18 protein-coding genes and 3 pseudogenes are annotated in these 13,637 nt (G+C 50.2%); 6 read left to right on the top strand and 15 right to left on the bottom strand.

Features of this window, described 5'->3' with window-relative positions; all coding sequences use genetic code 11:
* Nucleotides 1-45: 45 nt before the first annotated feature.
* The 5 genes and pseudogenes from MKQ70_RS10320 to rhaT all read right to left on the bottom strand — a co-directional run bounded on the left by MKQ70_RS10320 (nt 46) and on the right by rhaT (nt 4,085).
* Nucleotides 46-519, bottom strand: a complete 474-nt coding sequence (locus tag MKQ70_RS10320) for a hypothetical protein (RefSeq protein WP_248070479.1) — start codon at nt 517-519, stop codon at nt 46-48.
* An 11-nt stretch (nt 520-530) separates the two neighbouring features.
* Complete coding sequence (rhaM, locus tag MKQ70_RS10325; protein ID WP_248070482.1) at nt 531-845, bottom strand: L-rhamnose mutarotase; 315 nt, start codon at nt 843-845, stop codon at nt 531-533.
* 17 nt (nt 846-862) lie between these two features.
* Entirely contained in the window at nt 863-2,416 is a 1,554-nt protein-coding gene (gene rhaD, locus MKQ70_RS10330) for a bifunctional rhamnulose-1-phosphate aldolase/short-chain dehydrogenase (protein WP_248070484.1), read from the bottom strand.
* The gene (locus MKQ70_RS10335; RefSeq protein WP_248070486.1) at nt 2,326-2,979 is read right to left on the bottom strand and encodes a class II aldolase/adducin family protein; all 654 of its coding nucleotides are present in this window, start codon (nt 2,977-2,979) and stop codon (nt 2,326-2,328) included. The genes rhaD and MKQ70_RS10335 overlap by 91 nt, the downstream gene beginning before the upstream one ends.
* Nucleotides 2,980-2,997: 18 nt before the next feature.
* Nucleotides 2,998-4,085, bottom strand: a pseudogene (gene rhaT / locus MKQ70_RS10340) (L-rhamnose/proton symporter RhaT).
* A 159-nt stretch (nt 4,086-4,244) separates the two neighbouring features.
* On the opposite strand from rhaT, the gene MKQ70_RS10350 reads away from it, so the two are divergent.
* Nucleotides 4,245-5,279 (top strand): GntR family transcriptional regulator, encoded by a 1,035-nt coding sequence (locus MKQ70_RS10350; RefSeq protein ID WP_248070492.1) that lies wholly within the window; start codon nt 4,245-4,247, stop codon nt 5,277-5,279.
* A 36-nt stretch (nt 5,280-5,315) separates the two neighbouring features.
* On the opposite strand, the gene MKQ70_RS10355 is transcribed toward MKQ70_RS10350, so the two are convergent.
* Nucleotides 5,316-7,169, bottom strand: a complete 1,854-nt coding sequence (locus MKQ70_RS10355; protein WP_248070495.1) for a glycoside hydrolase family 2 protein — start codon at nt 7,167-7,169, stop codon at nt 5,316-5,318.
* Between the two features lie 249 nt (nt 7,170-7,418).
* Here MKQ70_RS10355 and MKQ70_RS10360 point away from each other — a divergent pair, with 249 nt between their 5' ends.
* On the top strand, nt 7,419-7,799 hold the full coding sequence (locus tag MKQ70_RS10360) for a DoxX family protein (protein WP_248070497.1): 381 nt from the start codon (nt 7,419-7,421) through the stop codon (nt 7,797-7,799).
* Between the two features lie 95 nt (nt 7,800-7,894).
* On the opposite strand, the gene MKQ70_RS10365 is transcribed toward MKQ70_RS10360, so the two are convergent.
* The 5 genes and pseudogenes from MKQ70_RS10365 to MKQ70_RS42120 form a co-directional block, all read right to left on the bottom strand.
* The gene (locus tag MKQ70_RS10365; protein WP_248070499.1) at nt 7,895-8,722 is read right to left on the bottom strand and encodes a 3-keto-disaccharide hydrolase; all 828 of its coding nucleotides are present in this window, start codon (nt 8,720-8,722) and stop codon (nt 7,895-7,897) included.
* 71 nt (nt 8,723-8,793) lie between these two features.
* The gene (locus MKQ70_RS10370) at nt 8,794-8,937 is read right to left on the bottom strand and encodes a hypothetical protein (RefSeq protein ID WP_248070501.1); all 144 of its coding nucleotides are present in this window, start codon (nt 8,935-8,937) and stop codon (nt 8,794-8,796) included.
* Nucleotides 8,934-9,536, bottom strand: a complete 603-nt coding sequence (locus MKQ70_RS10375; RefSeq protein ID WP_248070503.1) for a metallophosphoesterase — start codon at nt 9,534-9,536, stop codon at nt 8,934-8,936. The genes MKQ70_RS10370 and MKQ70_RS10375 overlap by 4 nt, the downstream gene beginning before the upstream one ends.
* Entirely contained in the window at nt 9,533-9,706 is a 174-nt protein-coding gene (locus tag MKQ70_RS10380) for an RNA 2'-phosphotransferase (protein ID WP_248070505.1), read from the bottom strand. Before MKQ70_RS10380 ends, MKQ70_RS10375 begins: the two co-directional genes overlap by 4 nt.
* 79 nt (nt 9,707-9,785) lie before the next feature.
* Nucleotides 9,786-9,857 (bottom strand): annotated as a pseudogene (locus MKQ70_RS42120) (RNA 2'-phosphotransferase); the annotation flags it as partial.
* A gap of 223 nt (nt 9,858-10,080) precedes the next feature.
* Here MKQ70_RS42120 and MKQ70_RS10385 point away from each other — a divergent pair.
* Complete coding sequence (locus MKQ70_RS10385; protein WP_248070507.1) at nt 10,081-10,254, top strand: hypothetical protein; 174 nt, start codon at nt 10,081-10,083, stop codon at nt 10,252-10,254.
* A gap of 105 nt (nt 10,255-10,359) precedes the next feature.
* Here MKQ70_RS10385 and MKQ70_RS10390 read toward each other — a convergent pair whose 3' ends face one another.
* Nucleotides 10,360-10,629 (bottom strand): hypothetical protein, encoded by a 270-nt coding sequence (locus tag MKQ70_RS10390; RefSeq protein WP_248070509.1) that lies wholly within the window; start codon nt 10,627-10,629, stop codon nt 10,360-10,362.
* A 54-nt stretch (nt 10,630-10,683) separates the two neighbouring features.
* On the opposite strand from MKQ70_RS10390, the gene MKQ70_RS10395 reads away from it, so the two are divergent.
* A complete protein-coding gene (locus MKQ70_RS10395) occupies nt 10,684-11,451 on the top strand; it encodes an MBL fold metallo-hydrolase (protein WP_248070511.1) in 768 nt (255 codons plus the stop codon).
* Here the strand turns inward: MKQ70_RS10395 and MKQ70_RS10400 are convergent.
* Genes MKQ70_RS10400 through MKQ70_RS10410 form a run of 3 tightly spaced genes read right to left on the bottom strand, consistent with a single transcriptional unit; the run spans nt 11,444 to nt 12,532 of the window.
* The gene (locus MKQ70_RS10400) at nt 11,444-11,620 is read right to left on the bottom strand and encodes a hypothetical protein (RefSeq protein WP_248070513.1); all 177 of its coding nucleotides are present in this window, start codon (nt 11,618-11,620) and stop codon (nt 11,444-11,446) included. The two genes, MKQ70_RS10395 and MKQ70_RS10400, sit on opposite strands and share 8 nt — an antisense overlap.
* Before the next feature lie 10 nt (nt 11,621-11,630).
* A complete protein-coding gene (locus MKQ70_RS10405) occupies nt 11,631-12,032 on the bottom strand; it encodes an MCP four helix bundle domain-containing protein (protein WP_248070515.1) in 402 nt (133 codons plus the stop codon).
* Between the two features lie 35 nt (nt 12,033-12,067).
* On the bottom strand, nt 12,068-12,532 hold the full coding sequence (locus tag MKQ70_RS10410) for a DinB family protein (RefSeq protein WP_248070517.1): 465 nt from the start codon (nt 12,530-12,532) through the stop codon (nt 12,068-12,070).
* Nucleotides 12,533-12,650: 118 nt separating this feature from the next.
* Between MKQ70_RS10410 and MKQ70_RS38165 the strand changes: the two are divergent.
* Together MKQ70_RS38165 and MKQ70_RS38170 are read left to right on the top strand one after the other, a co-directional pair.
* Nucleotides 12,651-12,869: pseudogene (locus MKQ70_RS38165) on the top strand (sulfatase-like hydrolase/transferase); the annotation flags it as partial.
* A 131-nt stretch (nt 12,870-13,000) separates the two neighbouring features.
* On the top strand, nt 13,001-13,612 hold the full coding sequence (locus MKQ70_RS38170) for a sulfatase-like hydrolase/transferase (protein WP_308199444.1): 612 nt from the start codon (nt 13,001-13,003) through the stop codon (nt 13,610-13,612).
* Nucleotides 13,613-13,637 lie beyond the last annotated feature (25 nt).

Below are 13,637 nucleotides of genomic sequence, written 5' to 3' on the forward strand. Positions count from 1 at the left end.
GCCATACGGTCAGGGATTCGGAGCCCAGTTCCCGGCCATAATTGATCACTTCAATATTATGATCGATCGCCTGCTGGCGCACTTCTTTTTCACGTGCTGGAGCGAACCGAATTTATAACTATGTTTTTGATCCGTCTGGTCCTGGAACGTGTTGGAGTTCATGGCATCGAAACGAATGCCATGCTGCGCCGCCAGGGCTTTAATGTGTGATGCATTTTTAGGAATATCCCAGGGAATGTGCAGGGAAATGGCCCCACTGCTCTGGTTCAACTTATGCAGCAGGCCAATGTCTTCTATCTTTTCCTCCAGGCTGCGCGGCTCGCCTCCACCGGGAAACCTGCCGAAACGCGTGCCGCCGGTACCCAAAGCCCAGCTGGGAATGGCTACCTGGAACGCTGCCAGCTTATCGAGTATCGCTTCGATGTTTTTCACTTCTCCGGCGATGTAATCGAAAGCACGTTTGTGCGCGGCGGATTGTGCCTGGTTGTGCTCGTCTATCTTATACTTTTCTATTTCCATAACGCAAGAATTTACGGCATATAAAATACTTCTTTTAACGGAATTGATACAGGAGAATTATCCGGATTAGTGTCCATGATATCTGCCATGTATTTCCACCAGCGCTTCATAACAGCTTCCGCGGGAAGTTTGTCAAGCGCAGCCCTGTCTTCCACTTTTAACGTGGCAAACAGGATGTTCGTTTCTTCATCCAGGAAGATGGCGTAGTCGCAGATGCCTGCGGCCTTGAGCAGTCCATGCAACTCAGGCCACAGTTCATCGTGACGTTTTTTATATTCCTCCGCCATCCCGGCTTTGAGTTTCATTTTGTTGGATACGCGCTCCATAACGGGAATAAGTTGGTTTAGCGCACGAAGGCCATCGCCACGCCGCCGTCAACGTTCAACACGTTGCCGGTGGCCTTGTTCAGCAATCCGCCTACAAAAGCGAAACATGCATTGGCAATATCTTCGGGCAGGATGATTTCGTTCAGTAAAGTACGTTTAGCGTAGAATGCAGGTAACTCTTCCACCTTCACGCCATAAGCCTTGGCACGACCTTCGGCCCAGGCGCCGGCCCAGATCTTACTGTCGGAAATTACCGCGTCGGGGTTCACGGTGTTCACACGGATGTGGTCTTTGCCCAGCTCTGCTGCGTTCAGCCTGCTCAGGTGCAGTTGCGCCGCCTTTGCAGAGCCATAGCCCGCGTTATTCGGACCGGATACCAGTGCATTTTTGCTCACGATGTTCAGCACATCGCCGCCGATGCCCTGTTTGCGCATCACTTCCACGCCGCCTTGTGTCACGAGGAACTGACCTTTCACCAGCACATCATACAAAATATCCCAATCCTGTTCGGTATGTTCTTCAATCGGCTTGGAGATCGACAGCCCCGCACAGTTCACCACGATGTCGATACCGCCGAAGCTCAGCGCCGCAACATCATAGGCCTTTTTAATTGTTTGGGCAGACGTTACATCCAGCAGTGATGTGGCGTATACATCTTTGCCATACAATTTTTCGAATTCCGCTTTCGCGGTTTCCAGGCGTTGCTCATCGTTGTCATTAATGACTACCACGGCGCCTTCTTCCGCAAACTTTTTAGCAATCGCTTTACCGATACCGCCTGCGCTGCCTGTTACCAGTGCAATGCGGCCAGATAGGGCTTTCGGCTTGGGCATACGTTGGAGCTTGGCTTCTTCGAGCAGCCAGTATTCAATATTAAACGCTTCCTGGCGGGGCAGCGAAGTATACTCGGATACTGCTTCCGCACCTTTCATTACATTGATAGCATTGATATAAAACTCGCCGGCTACCCGCGCGGTCTGTTTATCCTTTGCGAAGGTGAACATGCCCACGCCCGGGTAAAGGATCACTACCGGGTTTGCATCGCGGACAGCAGGACTGTTCGGGTGCTTGCAGGCGTTGTAGTACGCCGTATACATATCGCGGTACGCATCGAACAGCGGTGCAATTTTTTCTTTAATTGCGGTTACGTTGCCCAGGTCTTCGCCGGGCGCCAGGTTAAGTACCAGCGGGCTGATTTTGGTGCGCAGGAAATGGTCCGGACAGCTGGTGCCCAAAGGCGCCAGGCGATCGAGATCTTTAGAATTGATGAATTCCAGGACCCGTTCGTCATCTGTAAAGTGGCCTACCATTTTCACCTGTGAAGAACAGTAACCGCGCAGTACCGGGGCAAGCGCCGCGGCCTGCGACAGGCGTTGTTCTTTTGGCAGCGACTGTATTTTAGCGCCGCCGAATACGGGGGCTTTTTTACCGATATTTTCCTGCAGGTACTCCGCACAACGCTCGATCACCTCCAGCGTGTTCATATAACTTTCGTACGCCGTGTCGCCCCAGGTAAAAAGTCCGTGAGAGCCGAGCATGATGCCGCGGATACCGGGGTTTTCGTCCGGCATTGCTTCAGCTTCAAACCAAGATCAAAGCCCGGTCTTTGCCATTCTACCCAGCCAATAGTGCCGCTGAACAGCTCCTGTGTTATCTTTTTGCCATCTTTCGCCGCTGCAATGGCAATGGCTGCATCCGGGTGCAGGTGGTCAATATGCTTAAAGGGGAGAAAACCATGAAGCGGCGTATCGATCGACGGTGCTTTGGAACTGAGGTCATAAATGCAATGGTTAAACAGCTCCACCATTTCATCTTCGTGCTCCACGCCACGATATACATTCTTTAAACTACGCAGGCGGTCTACATACAGCGCTGCCAGGCCGCTGCGCTTCAGCGTGCCCAGGTCGCCGCCTGAACCTTTTACCCACATCACTTCCGTGCTTTCGCCGGTAAGCGGATCTTTCGCCATCGCTTTGCAGGAAGTGTTGCCTCCACCATAGTTGGTGAGGCGCAGATCCGCGCCCAGCAGATTAGAGCGATAAATAAGCAACGCCACCTCGTCGCCCGCCATAGTAGCGGCCGTGGCTTCATCCCACAAATAACTTACGTGCTTGAATGTTGATGTAACGGACATTTTCTATTATTTAATTCGTTAATGACTTGTTGGTGAAGGTTTCAGGTAATTACCATAGCCTACGATCAATACAGAGGCGAGGATAACCAGGATACCGATAATGATGGTGGACTTCGTTCTTTTGCTGACGCCTTTCCATTCGTTCAGCGCCAGGCCCCAGGCATTGGCAATGAGAATGATGAAGGCCATGTGTAATATCCGGGAACTCGCGCCATTTCCCAGGCGGCTTTCGCCCATGCCGTAGAAGAAGAATTGCAGGAACCAGGTAGTGCCGGCCAGCGCGGAGAACAGGTAGTTTTTCGCCAGCGGCGTTTTACTGTTCGTATAATCGCCGAAGGTTTTATTGCGGGCGTTCAGGATCATGCACCAGATAAGGTTGGTGGTCAGTCCGCCCCATAACAATACAATATAGATGACGTTATTACGGTACAGGAACTCGCCCTCACCCGGATGCTGTGCTTTCCACAAATCATTGGCAACGGCTCCCATAGAGGAACCAGCTTCAATACCGAAACTGAAGCAGGCGCTCAATACACCGGAAATGATCGCTACGGCCAGCCCCAATCCTATTTTAAACTCCTGGCTGGCAGCCGATTCCTTCGCCAGGTCTTTGTCCTTCATAGCGCCGGCCTTACCGCAGATGACAATGCCGATTACACATACCAGCAGACCAAGCAGCACTAATTGTCCCCAGGTATTGGTAAACAGGTGCGAAATGGTGTCTTTACCGTCGGTTGGGAAAATATCATAGTACACGGAGGGAATGATAGACCCAAACACCGAACATAAACCAAGTATGATGGAACTGCCTAGCGACACCCCCAGGTAGCGTACGCCCAGCCCGTAGGTGAGCCCCCGATGCCCCATAACACACCCATGATGTAAGTCCACTTCAGTACAGAAAAATCTGTTGCGCTAATGATGTCGGCGAAATTCGGAATGGTTAAATACGCTGCGATCGGAGGAACAATCAACCAGGAGAACAGGCCCCCGATAATCCAGTAACTCTCCCAGCTCCAGCCTTTTACTTTCTTATAGGGAATGTAGAAACTTCCCGAGGCAAATCCCCCGATGAAGTGAAAAAAAATACCTAAAATGGCTTGCATCAGTCGTGGAAATTTAGTGGCTAGTGATTTTAATTTTTCTAAAAGTATAAAAACAGTGTTTTTCAACCGTCATGGACTGTCATGCCCCACGATTCCCCGGACTGGAAAAGATTTCACAATTATTTTAGTATCATTGTGCCAACGGCTAAGCGACTGAAAATGATGAAGCAACATCCCATATTCAAATATTTATCGATCGACGACTTTTCGGCCACGCCTAAGTATTACCAGCTGGCCAACTCAATCATCAAGGCGATTGCTGATAATAAGGTGCAGCAGGACGACGTGCTTCCTTCTATCAACGAGGTGAGTTATGTGTTCGAGATTTCGCGCGATACGGCCGAAAAGGCCTATAAATACCTGAAAGGGCTCGGCATCCTGGGATCGGTGCCGGGAAAGGGCTATTATGTGCAGAACGTCAGCCATGGACAACAGTACAAAATCCTCCTGCTTTTTAATAAACTGAGCGAGCACAAAAAGATCATTTACGATTCATTTGCCAGTACATTGGGCGAACATGCGGGGATCGACTTCTACATTTACAACAGTGACCTGGCGCTTTTTAAGAAGCTGTTGTCCAACAAACTGTCCGAGTATACCCACGTGGTGATTCTCCCCCACTTCCGTGAACGCTGGGATAACGTGGACGAGATCATCAACAGCGTGCCGAAAGACAAACTGATCCTGCTGGACAAACGCCTGAAAGGCGTGACCGGTGAATACGGCGGCGTGTACGAAAACTTCCAGGAAGATATTTATAACGCCTTGGAACAGGCGAAAGATAAACTGCAGAAATACCAGACCATCAAGATCATCTTCCCGGAAAACACCTATTACCCGGATGAGATCCGGCAGGGGTTCATACAGTTCTGCCAGAATTATGCCTTTAACTTTAAACTGGTGAGCGAAATAGAACATGAAGCGATTACTAAAGGCGATGTATATATCAACCTGAGAGAAAATGACTTAGTAGTGCTGATTGAGAAAGTGATTTCGCTGAACCTGGAGATCGGTAAAGACGTGGGCATTATTTCCTACAACGAAACCCCGTTAAAGAAGCTGATCCTGAATGGACTGAGCACTATTTCCACTGATTTTAAAATGATGGGGGAACTGGCGGCTAAGATGGTGCTGGATGGGAAAAAGGAACAGATAGAAGTGCCGTTTTATCTGACGATGCGGCCATCACTATAAAGCAAAAAGGCTGGTCACCGCGACCAGCCTTTTAGCTTATTTAATCACCACCAAAGATGGCGCATATAACTTACTATGCAACTTGAACAACGACGACTCGGGGTTCTTCATCACTTTCCTGTCGTACGTCATTAAACCATTAATCTCCACTTCCACGTCGGTTGTTTGCGTATATACCGCTGCAGAAAGCCCCTGTTTGATCAATGTTTCCAGCCTGTCTGTAAACGCGGAGTAACGCTTCAGCAAATCTTCCGGCGTTTTGAAGCTCTGGTAGCCCCAGTTGTTCTTCTGCTGCCAAACATGACCATCCACTGGCAGCCCGAGACCACCGAACTCACCCAGTACGATCGCACGGGTGTCGCCATATATGGCTGGATCCGGCATTGCTGGTTCCGGATAGTTATGCAGGTCGATAATGTGACCGGTGTTGTAGAAGTTACCACCGCTTGCGCTGTTGATCAGGCGGGAAGGGTCTTTCTTCATCGTCCATTCGGTAATTTCTACCGTTTTAAACTGGCCCCAGGCCTCGTTGAACGGCACCCATACCACGATAGACGGGAAGTTGTGCAGGGTATTCATGATGATCTCCCACTCTTTGCGGTAGTACCCTTCAGAAGCGGCATCGCGTTTCTGATCAGTGCCGCGGCCAACAATACCCGGACGAGGCTCCCAGCCATTACCAAGATCCCCGCTCGGCATGTCCTGCCAAACCAGCATGCCCATTTTATCGCAGTAGTAGTACCAACGTGCAGGCTCCACTTTAATGTGTTTACGGATCATGTTGAAGCCCATTTCTTTGGTCTTCTCGATGTCGTATTTCAGTGCAGCATCTGTGGGCGCGGTAAACAAACCGTCGGGCCACCATCCCTGGTCGAGCGGGCCGTATTGGAACACGAATTTATTATTCAGCAGCATCCGCTGGATGCCATTATTGTCTTTACCCATAGAGGATTTACGCATTGCGAAGTAGCTGGTGGCCTCATCGGTCACTTTGCCATTGCGCACCAGCGCGAATTTCAGGTCGTACAGGAATGGTGCGTCGGGCGACCATAACTTCGGGTTGGTGATTTTCAGGGTGGTGGTGCCATTGGCGTCCACTTCCTGTTCGGCTACCTTTTCGTTACCGTTAAACGCAGTAATGCGCACCTTATCGCCCGCTTTGGCGCCTTGCACGGTAGGCGTTACCGTCAGGCTCTGGGCGTCGATATCGGGCGTTTGTTTGCTGCCTGCGAGGTAAGCCTCGGGTACCGCTTCGATCCAAACCGTTTGCCAGATGCCGGTTACCGGTGTGTACCAGATGCCGTTAGGCTTTACTACCTGTTTGCCGCGAGGTTGCGTACCTTCGTCGGTGGGGTCCCATACTTTCAGGCTGATTTCCTGCGCGCCACTTTTCTTCAGCAGGGCCGTCACATCAAAACTGAACGGATCGAAGCCGCCTTCGTGGGTGCCGGCAGACTTACCATTTACGAATACCTCTGTTTGCCAGTCAACCGCGCCGAAGTGGAGTATGATGCGCTTACCTTTCATGTTGGAAGGCACCGTCAGCGAAGTCCGGTACCAAAGCAGGCTGTCTTTGCCTACATTGCGGCCCACGCCGGATAATGCGGATTCCACCGCGAAAGGCACCAGGATTTTACCCTGGTAGGCCGCCGGAGCATTATTAGTGCGGCCGGTAATGGCATAATCCCATAACCCGTTCAGATTTTTCCAGTTGGCGCGTACAAATTGCGGGCGCGGATATTCGGGTAACGGGGCAGATGGGTTTACCTGTTCGGCGAAAGTAGTCGCGATTTTTCCCGGCACCATCTTCCAGGGCGCCTGCTGCGCGAGGGCTATGCCACCCTGCATCATCAAAAGGGACAGCGATAACGTGAAAACTCTTTTCATCATTTACTAGTTTGTTAAATATTTAAGCTGCTAAAAATATCTAATAAATTGGCTTAAAGTACATTTTTTTACCAGTGGGAAATCTCCCATAAAAACTGCCGCCAGATTACCAAACGAAACCTTATCTTAGCAATAACAGAGATTTTAACCGCGCAATAAACACATCGGCTTTAACCCAATTTAGCTGCATACAATATTGTTTCTTATCTGAACCGGAAAACACAATTCCACAAAAAAACACCTGCAAGTTTCATGAACACAGCATTATGGATCGTACAAGCGTTTCTGGGCCTCTCCTTTACATTATCCGGGCTTCGCAAAATGGCGGAGAAAAAAATCAAATTAGCAGCGCAAATCCCCTGGACTGGCCGTTTTCCCGCCACCGCCGTAAAAGGCATCGGACTACTGGAGTTATTGGCCGGGATCGGGTTCATTCTCCCTCACCTGCTGGGCATTCAACCCCAACTTACGCCTATAACGGCGTTAACGGTTGCAGTAGCCATGTTATTGGCCACCATTTATCATCTTCGTTTTAAAGAGGGAAAATCAGCAGTGGTTAATGTTGTAATTCTACTGCTGGCGGGCTTTGTGGCCCTGGGGCGTAACGAGGAACAATATTTTAGTCAGCTTTAAATAAGCAATTAAGCCGCCGTTGTGTATTCACTTCGGCGGCTTTCTTTACTCGCCGCTTCCAGAAGGTGGTCCTCCCGGTGCGTATGAAACGCAGTTTATTTCTTCATTTTCCGCAACTTCTTTAACTTCCTGCCTAATTTCTTCTCATTGCCCATGTAGGACGAAAGATCATACACATCCACTTTGCGGTATTCCACGGGATGACTTTCGCTCTGCAGCGCAATATAACCTTCCGTCAGCGCCTTGCCATCCTGCTTTTGCGCGGGATCAAAATTGCTTACATTACCATCGCCGATCTGGGGATGCGTATATTGCAGTACGGTGTCGCCTTCCACGATATGCTGGATCAGCGAATCGCCAAGTACGAGCACTTCGCAGCGCACCCACTGGTCGCCGTTATAAGTTTTGGATGTAGAATTCACGCAATGCGAACGTTCCCGGGCGCCCTTGAGCACAATGTTCGTACCCGGTGTACACACGTTGGCGGTAGAACGTTCCTTGCCATCGCCGCCCAGCAGCTGCACTTCTATCGAAATCGGAAAATCCTGGTCTTTACCCATGGTATTGGCCGGCTGCGAATGGATCATCGCGCCGCTGTTCCGCCAGGCCCACCCCGGACCGCCAGCCACCTGTTCGCCGGTGAAACGGTATTCCATCACCAGCAGATAAGCGGAAAACTTCCGTTTGTGGAAAATATGGCCGTATTGTTCGTCGAATTTGGTGTAACCGTCGTACGACACTTTCATCACCCCGTTCTCTACGCGGAAAGTATTGCCAAAATTATCATTCAGCGCGTGGTTAGTGATTTTCACATCCCAGTCGTTCAGGTCTTTGCCGTTAAACAGGTGAACCGGCTTTTGCGCCATGGCCACAGTGCCAGTCAGTAATGTGCCGCATAACAGCAGCGAGGAAATATGCTTCATAAGAATTTTTCTATCCGGGTGAAGTTAATCGTTATAACGGGAAAATACAACCGGGCAGGACAAGCGGTGAGCTAAGCATTCCTTCCCTTCTCCCCGGGATACAGCTTCCACGCATAATCACTCTGGATCACCTTCTTCGTATGAATTTCCAACGCAGAAATCTTACCCATAAACGCCGCTCCCGTATCTACGTTCCATACGTTGCAACCTCTCATGGGTTTCTCTTTGCCGTAATTCGTCGTAGGCGTGTGACCAATGTAGATTTCGCGGTACATGGCCGGGCGTTTCGGGTAAAACATTGAGGTGGGGCGAAGGCGGGGGCTCGTCGCCGGGCTAACTCCCAAAGTGTACGGTCCCAGCTGAAGTTCGACGCCGCGCGTTCGGCATGGGGCCCGCGAAGGGAAGTGAAGCCCGCATGTACGAAAAGGCGGCCTTCCCCATCTTCATAAAAATTACGCATACGCCCGAAAAACGCGCTATGCAACGCTTTGTAGTCACTAGAAGTGCCAATATAACTGTCCAGCGTAACATGGCCACCCTGGAATACCCAGATATCGTCCGGTTTGCCGCCATTGAGCCATTCTTCACACCAGGCGTCATGGTTGCCTTTCATGAAGATGCAATTGCAATGCTGGTCCAGCTCCATAAGATAATCGATTACCTGGGCGGATTGCGACCAGCCATCTACGTAGTCACCCAGGAAAATGAGGCGGTCCTGTGGTAACGGTGCTATTCTTTCGATTAACTGCCGCAGCGCGATGAGTGCGCCATGTATATCACCAATCGCAAATATCCTTGCCTGTTGTTGCTTCATATCATTTTTTCGAGGAACATGGGCGGAACATTGCCGGTGAGCCACACGCCGTTTGCTGAAAGGTAAAACAAGTGTCCGTTCCGGGACATTTCTCCCGCTTTTACCTTCAGTACCGCGGCGGCGCCTCTCCTGCTCCCTACCTTTACGGCAGTTTCCAGATCCTGGCTCAAATGTACATGTTGCCGGGATTTTTTTCACAAGCCCTTCTTCCAAAATCGGATCAAGGAATTTATCAACCGTTCCATGGTAAAGGATTGCTGGCGGATTTGCGGGTTCAAAATTAAGGTCTACCGACAGCGAATGCCCCTGGTTGGCCCTGATTTTCGTTCAATCATAATGCCTTCCCGGACGCCGTAAATGTCTTCTTGGGCCTACAAACACCCAAACAGGCGGTGTAGGTCCTATTTTTTGTACTGCAAACGACCACGCAGACACTGTCTGCGACTTTGGGATCTTCGCCAATCTACAGCAAAGCCCCATAGCAACCAACCTCTACCTACGACATGGCACGGTTTCCGCACCATCACTATAAAAACTTACTATCATGAAAACGAATAATCAACAAAACACCCCCAACACCAAAGGCACCGGCAAACAACACCGTCCCGAAATCCGCGATAACCTCGACAGCCGTAAAAACGAGGAGCAGGATTTTAAAGGCGATGACCTTACCCACAACAAAAAAGAACACCGGAGCGAAAAACCGGGGAAGAAATAGCACTGTTGTAGAACGATTGCCTCGCGTAGAAGCAGGCGTGGCAATTAAAAAGGGCTGGTATTGGTTACCAGCCCTTTTTCGATTTAAACACTATCAAACTACCAACTATCTTTTTACGGGTTTCTTTTTAGAAATAACATCCTTCTTTTTCTTGTTGGGAACCACGATTTTAGCGGTGGTAGTGTCCGCCCTCTCTCTGCTGATGTCGCGGCTATAATCGTTTCCCAAATTCGGCCCGCCTTGTTCCAGCGCGCCCTGTCCGCCGATAGATCTGTCTCTGATTGCCATAACGGTCATTTTTAATGATGAAATAAGGTTTCCTCCTGTAAATAATCTAAAAACATGCCACGCAAAACCTTTAATTTGCAGCATCATATGGCTTTATTTGTAACATCATTAAATTCGGGGAGTAACGGAAACTGTTACTATGTGGGGAATAGCAGGGAGGCCATTCTCGTGGATGCGGGCATTTCCTGCCGCGAAACGGAGAAACGGATGACGCGGCTCGGGTTACAGATGAGCAAAGTAAAAGCCTTATTTATCTCCCACGAACATAGCGACCATATCCGTGGCGTGGCCGTGTTGGCGAGAAAGTTCCGGCTGCCGGTTTATATTACGCCGGAAACGTTGCGGCACGGACAACTGGACATATCACCCTCGCAGGTCCATACGTTTACTGCCGGCATTCCCATCCAAGTGGGCGACTTGCGGGTACACGCGTTCCCGAAACTGCACGACGCTATTGACCCCTACAGTTTTATGGTGACATTTAAAGACGTGCGGGTAGGTGTATTTACGGATTTGGGGGCTCCCTGCGAGCACTTGGTACATCATTTTAAACAATGCCATGCCGCCTTCCTGGAGGCAAACTACGACGAGGAAATGCTCGACAAGGGGCGCTATCCTTATTTCCTTAAAAACAGGATCCGTGGCGGCAAGGGGCACCTTTCCAACCGGCAGGCGCTGGACCTTTTCCTTACGCACCGGCCCGAATACATGAGTCACCTGTTCCTTTCCCATCTGTCCAAAGACAATAACAACCCCGAATTGGTACAGGCGCTGTTTAACGAGCATGCCGGCACTACCCGCATAGTGGTAGCTTCGCGGTATGAAGAAACGGCGGTTTACCACATACAACTCCCCTCCGCCGCACCTCTGGCACGCCCCGGCGTAACGGTACTCGAATTATTTAGTTAAGGATCGTTGGCGGCTGCTCTTTGAAGATGAGCGGCTGGTCGGAAATCAGCAACAGTATAATGGCCAGCATGCCCAGTACAATGAGCAGGGTAATTTCCAGCTGCGACGTAAGGGTAGATTCACTGGCGATACTCGCCGAATGGCGCTGTAATATTTTCCCTTCCGCCACCGGATATCATTCAGACTGTTAAGCGTTTGCAGTGTGGTGAGGAACGAGGCGTCGGTGTCGGCCACGCGATATGCCTGCCACTGTTGTTTAAAAGCGGCCCATTGCTTTTTTCTTCAGGAGTAAGATGCGTTAATTCGTACTCTTTAATCAGGTTGGTGATCGCTACATCATGCGCAGCGCGCGAATACGTAGCGTCTGCTGCCAGCAGGCGCTGCTGGTGCAGGTGGTTTGAAATGCCGTACAGGTACGTCGCCGGGAGTAACCGGTCTTTATAAATGGCCGCCACGGAGTGGTCCAGGTTGGAAATATGCCGCCGCTCCAGCACATTTTGCAACAGCACCAGCGCTATAATCATCACAAAAATGGCGCAAATCTTATAGCGCTTTCCCTTAACCCGCAGGAGCCAGTTCATATCATGGAATTTTAGTCTTCCATCAAGATACGAAATTATTTGTTGCGGAGCGTCCGCTTCAGTGCCATAATGTAACCCAGGTGCAGGCCCTCGTGCATATCCAGCATGGTCAGCACATCTTCCACTTTCTCTACGCCAATACCATATCGGTTCTGAAAAGTGTTATAGGTTTTGAACAAACCGGCGTTGTAATCCGACTCGCTCCTGTCTACGTGTTCGATCAACATCCGGCGAACATCGTTCATCAAAGCCTCATCCATAAAAGCTTCAGGCTTGGTGCCAGGTTTATAGCTGTCGATAAAGGCATCGTTTACCAGCGGGGTCTGATTACCATTGCGATACACGAGTAACTGCTGTGTAGCTACCAGGTGCGCCAGGTTCCAGGCGATGTTGTTGTTAAAGCCTTTCGGTACTTCATTCAGTTCGTCGATAGTCAGGTCGCTCACAAAATCGATAAGCCATACCCGAATTTTCTTCATTACTTCAAATTGTTTCTGCATCTGTTTTTTATTTTTGGGACGGGAAGATACAATTAGTGGAACGATTGATCACCGCCACCGGTGGAAATTAGCAGAAAACCTGTCTGAAAAGTAAAAGAAATTATCTTAATTGCCTTTTATGAAGATCATCACCCGCATCCTGAGCTTACTGCTTATACTGCCGGCTACCGTTTTCGCGCAGCAAAAGCCCAATGTGATATTTATTTTCTCGGACGATCACGCTTTCCAGGCCATCAGTGCATATGGCGGCAAACTCGCGAAAACACCGAACATCGACCGCATTGCACGTGAGGGCGCCATTTTTACCAATGCCTGCGTTACCAATTCTATCTGCGGTCCCAGTCGCGCTACGCTGCTGACGGGCAAATACAGCCATAAAAACGGCTATAAAGCCAACGAAGGCAAGTTCGATGTAAGTCAGCTGCTGTTCCCCGGCTACTGCAGCAAAACAATTACCAGACGGCCTGGATCGGCAAATGGCACCTGGGCAGCCTGCCCGATGGTTTCGACTATTGGCGGATACTTCCGGGACAGGGGGCCTACTTCAATCCCGATTTCATCGAAAAAGGCAACGACACCGCCCGCATCCCGGGGTATACAACCGATATCATCACCGATCAATCTGTAAACTGGCTGCAGCATCGCGATACCAGCAAGCCTTTTTTTTTCCTGGTAGTGGGCCACAAAGCCACCCACCGCGAATGGTTTCCGGACATACAGGATCTTGGCGCATACGACAACGTCAAATTCCCCCTCCCTCCTACTTTTTATGATGATTATAAAGGCCGTGTAGCCGCCGCCAACCAGGATATGACGGTAGACAAAACCATGCGCCTGGCGGAGGACCTGAAAGTGCATATCGACTGGCAACGCAAAACCGGCCTGTTCGGCCGGCTGTCCCCAGAACAACGCAGCGCCTACCAAATGTATTACGAAGGGAAGGTAAGCCGTGAGTTCGACTCCCTGAAGTTAAGTGGTAAAGCGCTCGTAGAATGGAAGTTCCAGCGTTATCTGAAAGACTATTTAGCCACGGCCAACTCGCTCGACCGCAACATCGGCCGGCTACTTGAATACGGATAAATCCGGCCTTGCCAAAAACACCGTA

It is taken from the genome of Chitinophaga sedimenti (assembly GCF_023156195.1).
Taxonomy (GTDB): Bacteria; Bacteroidota; Bacteroidia; order Chitinophagales; family Chitinophagaceae; genus Chitinophaga; species Chitinophaga sedimenti.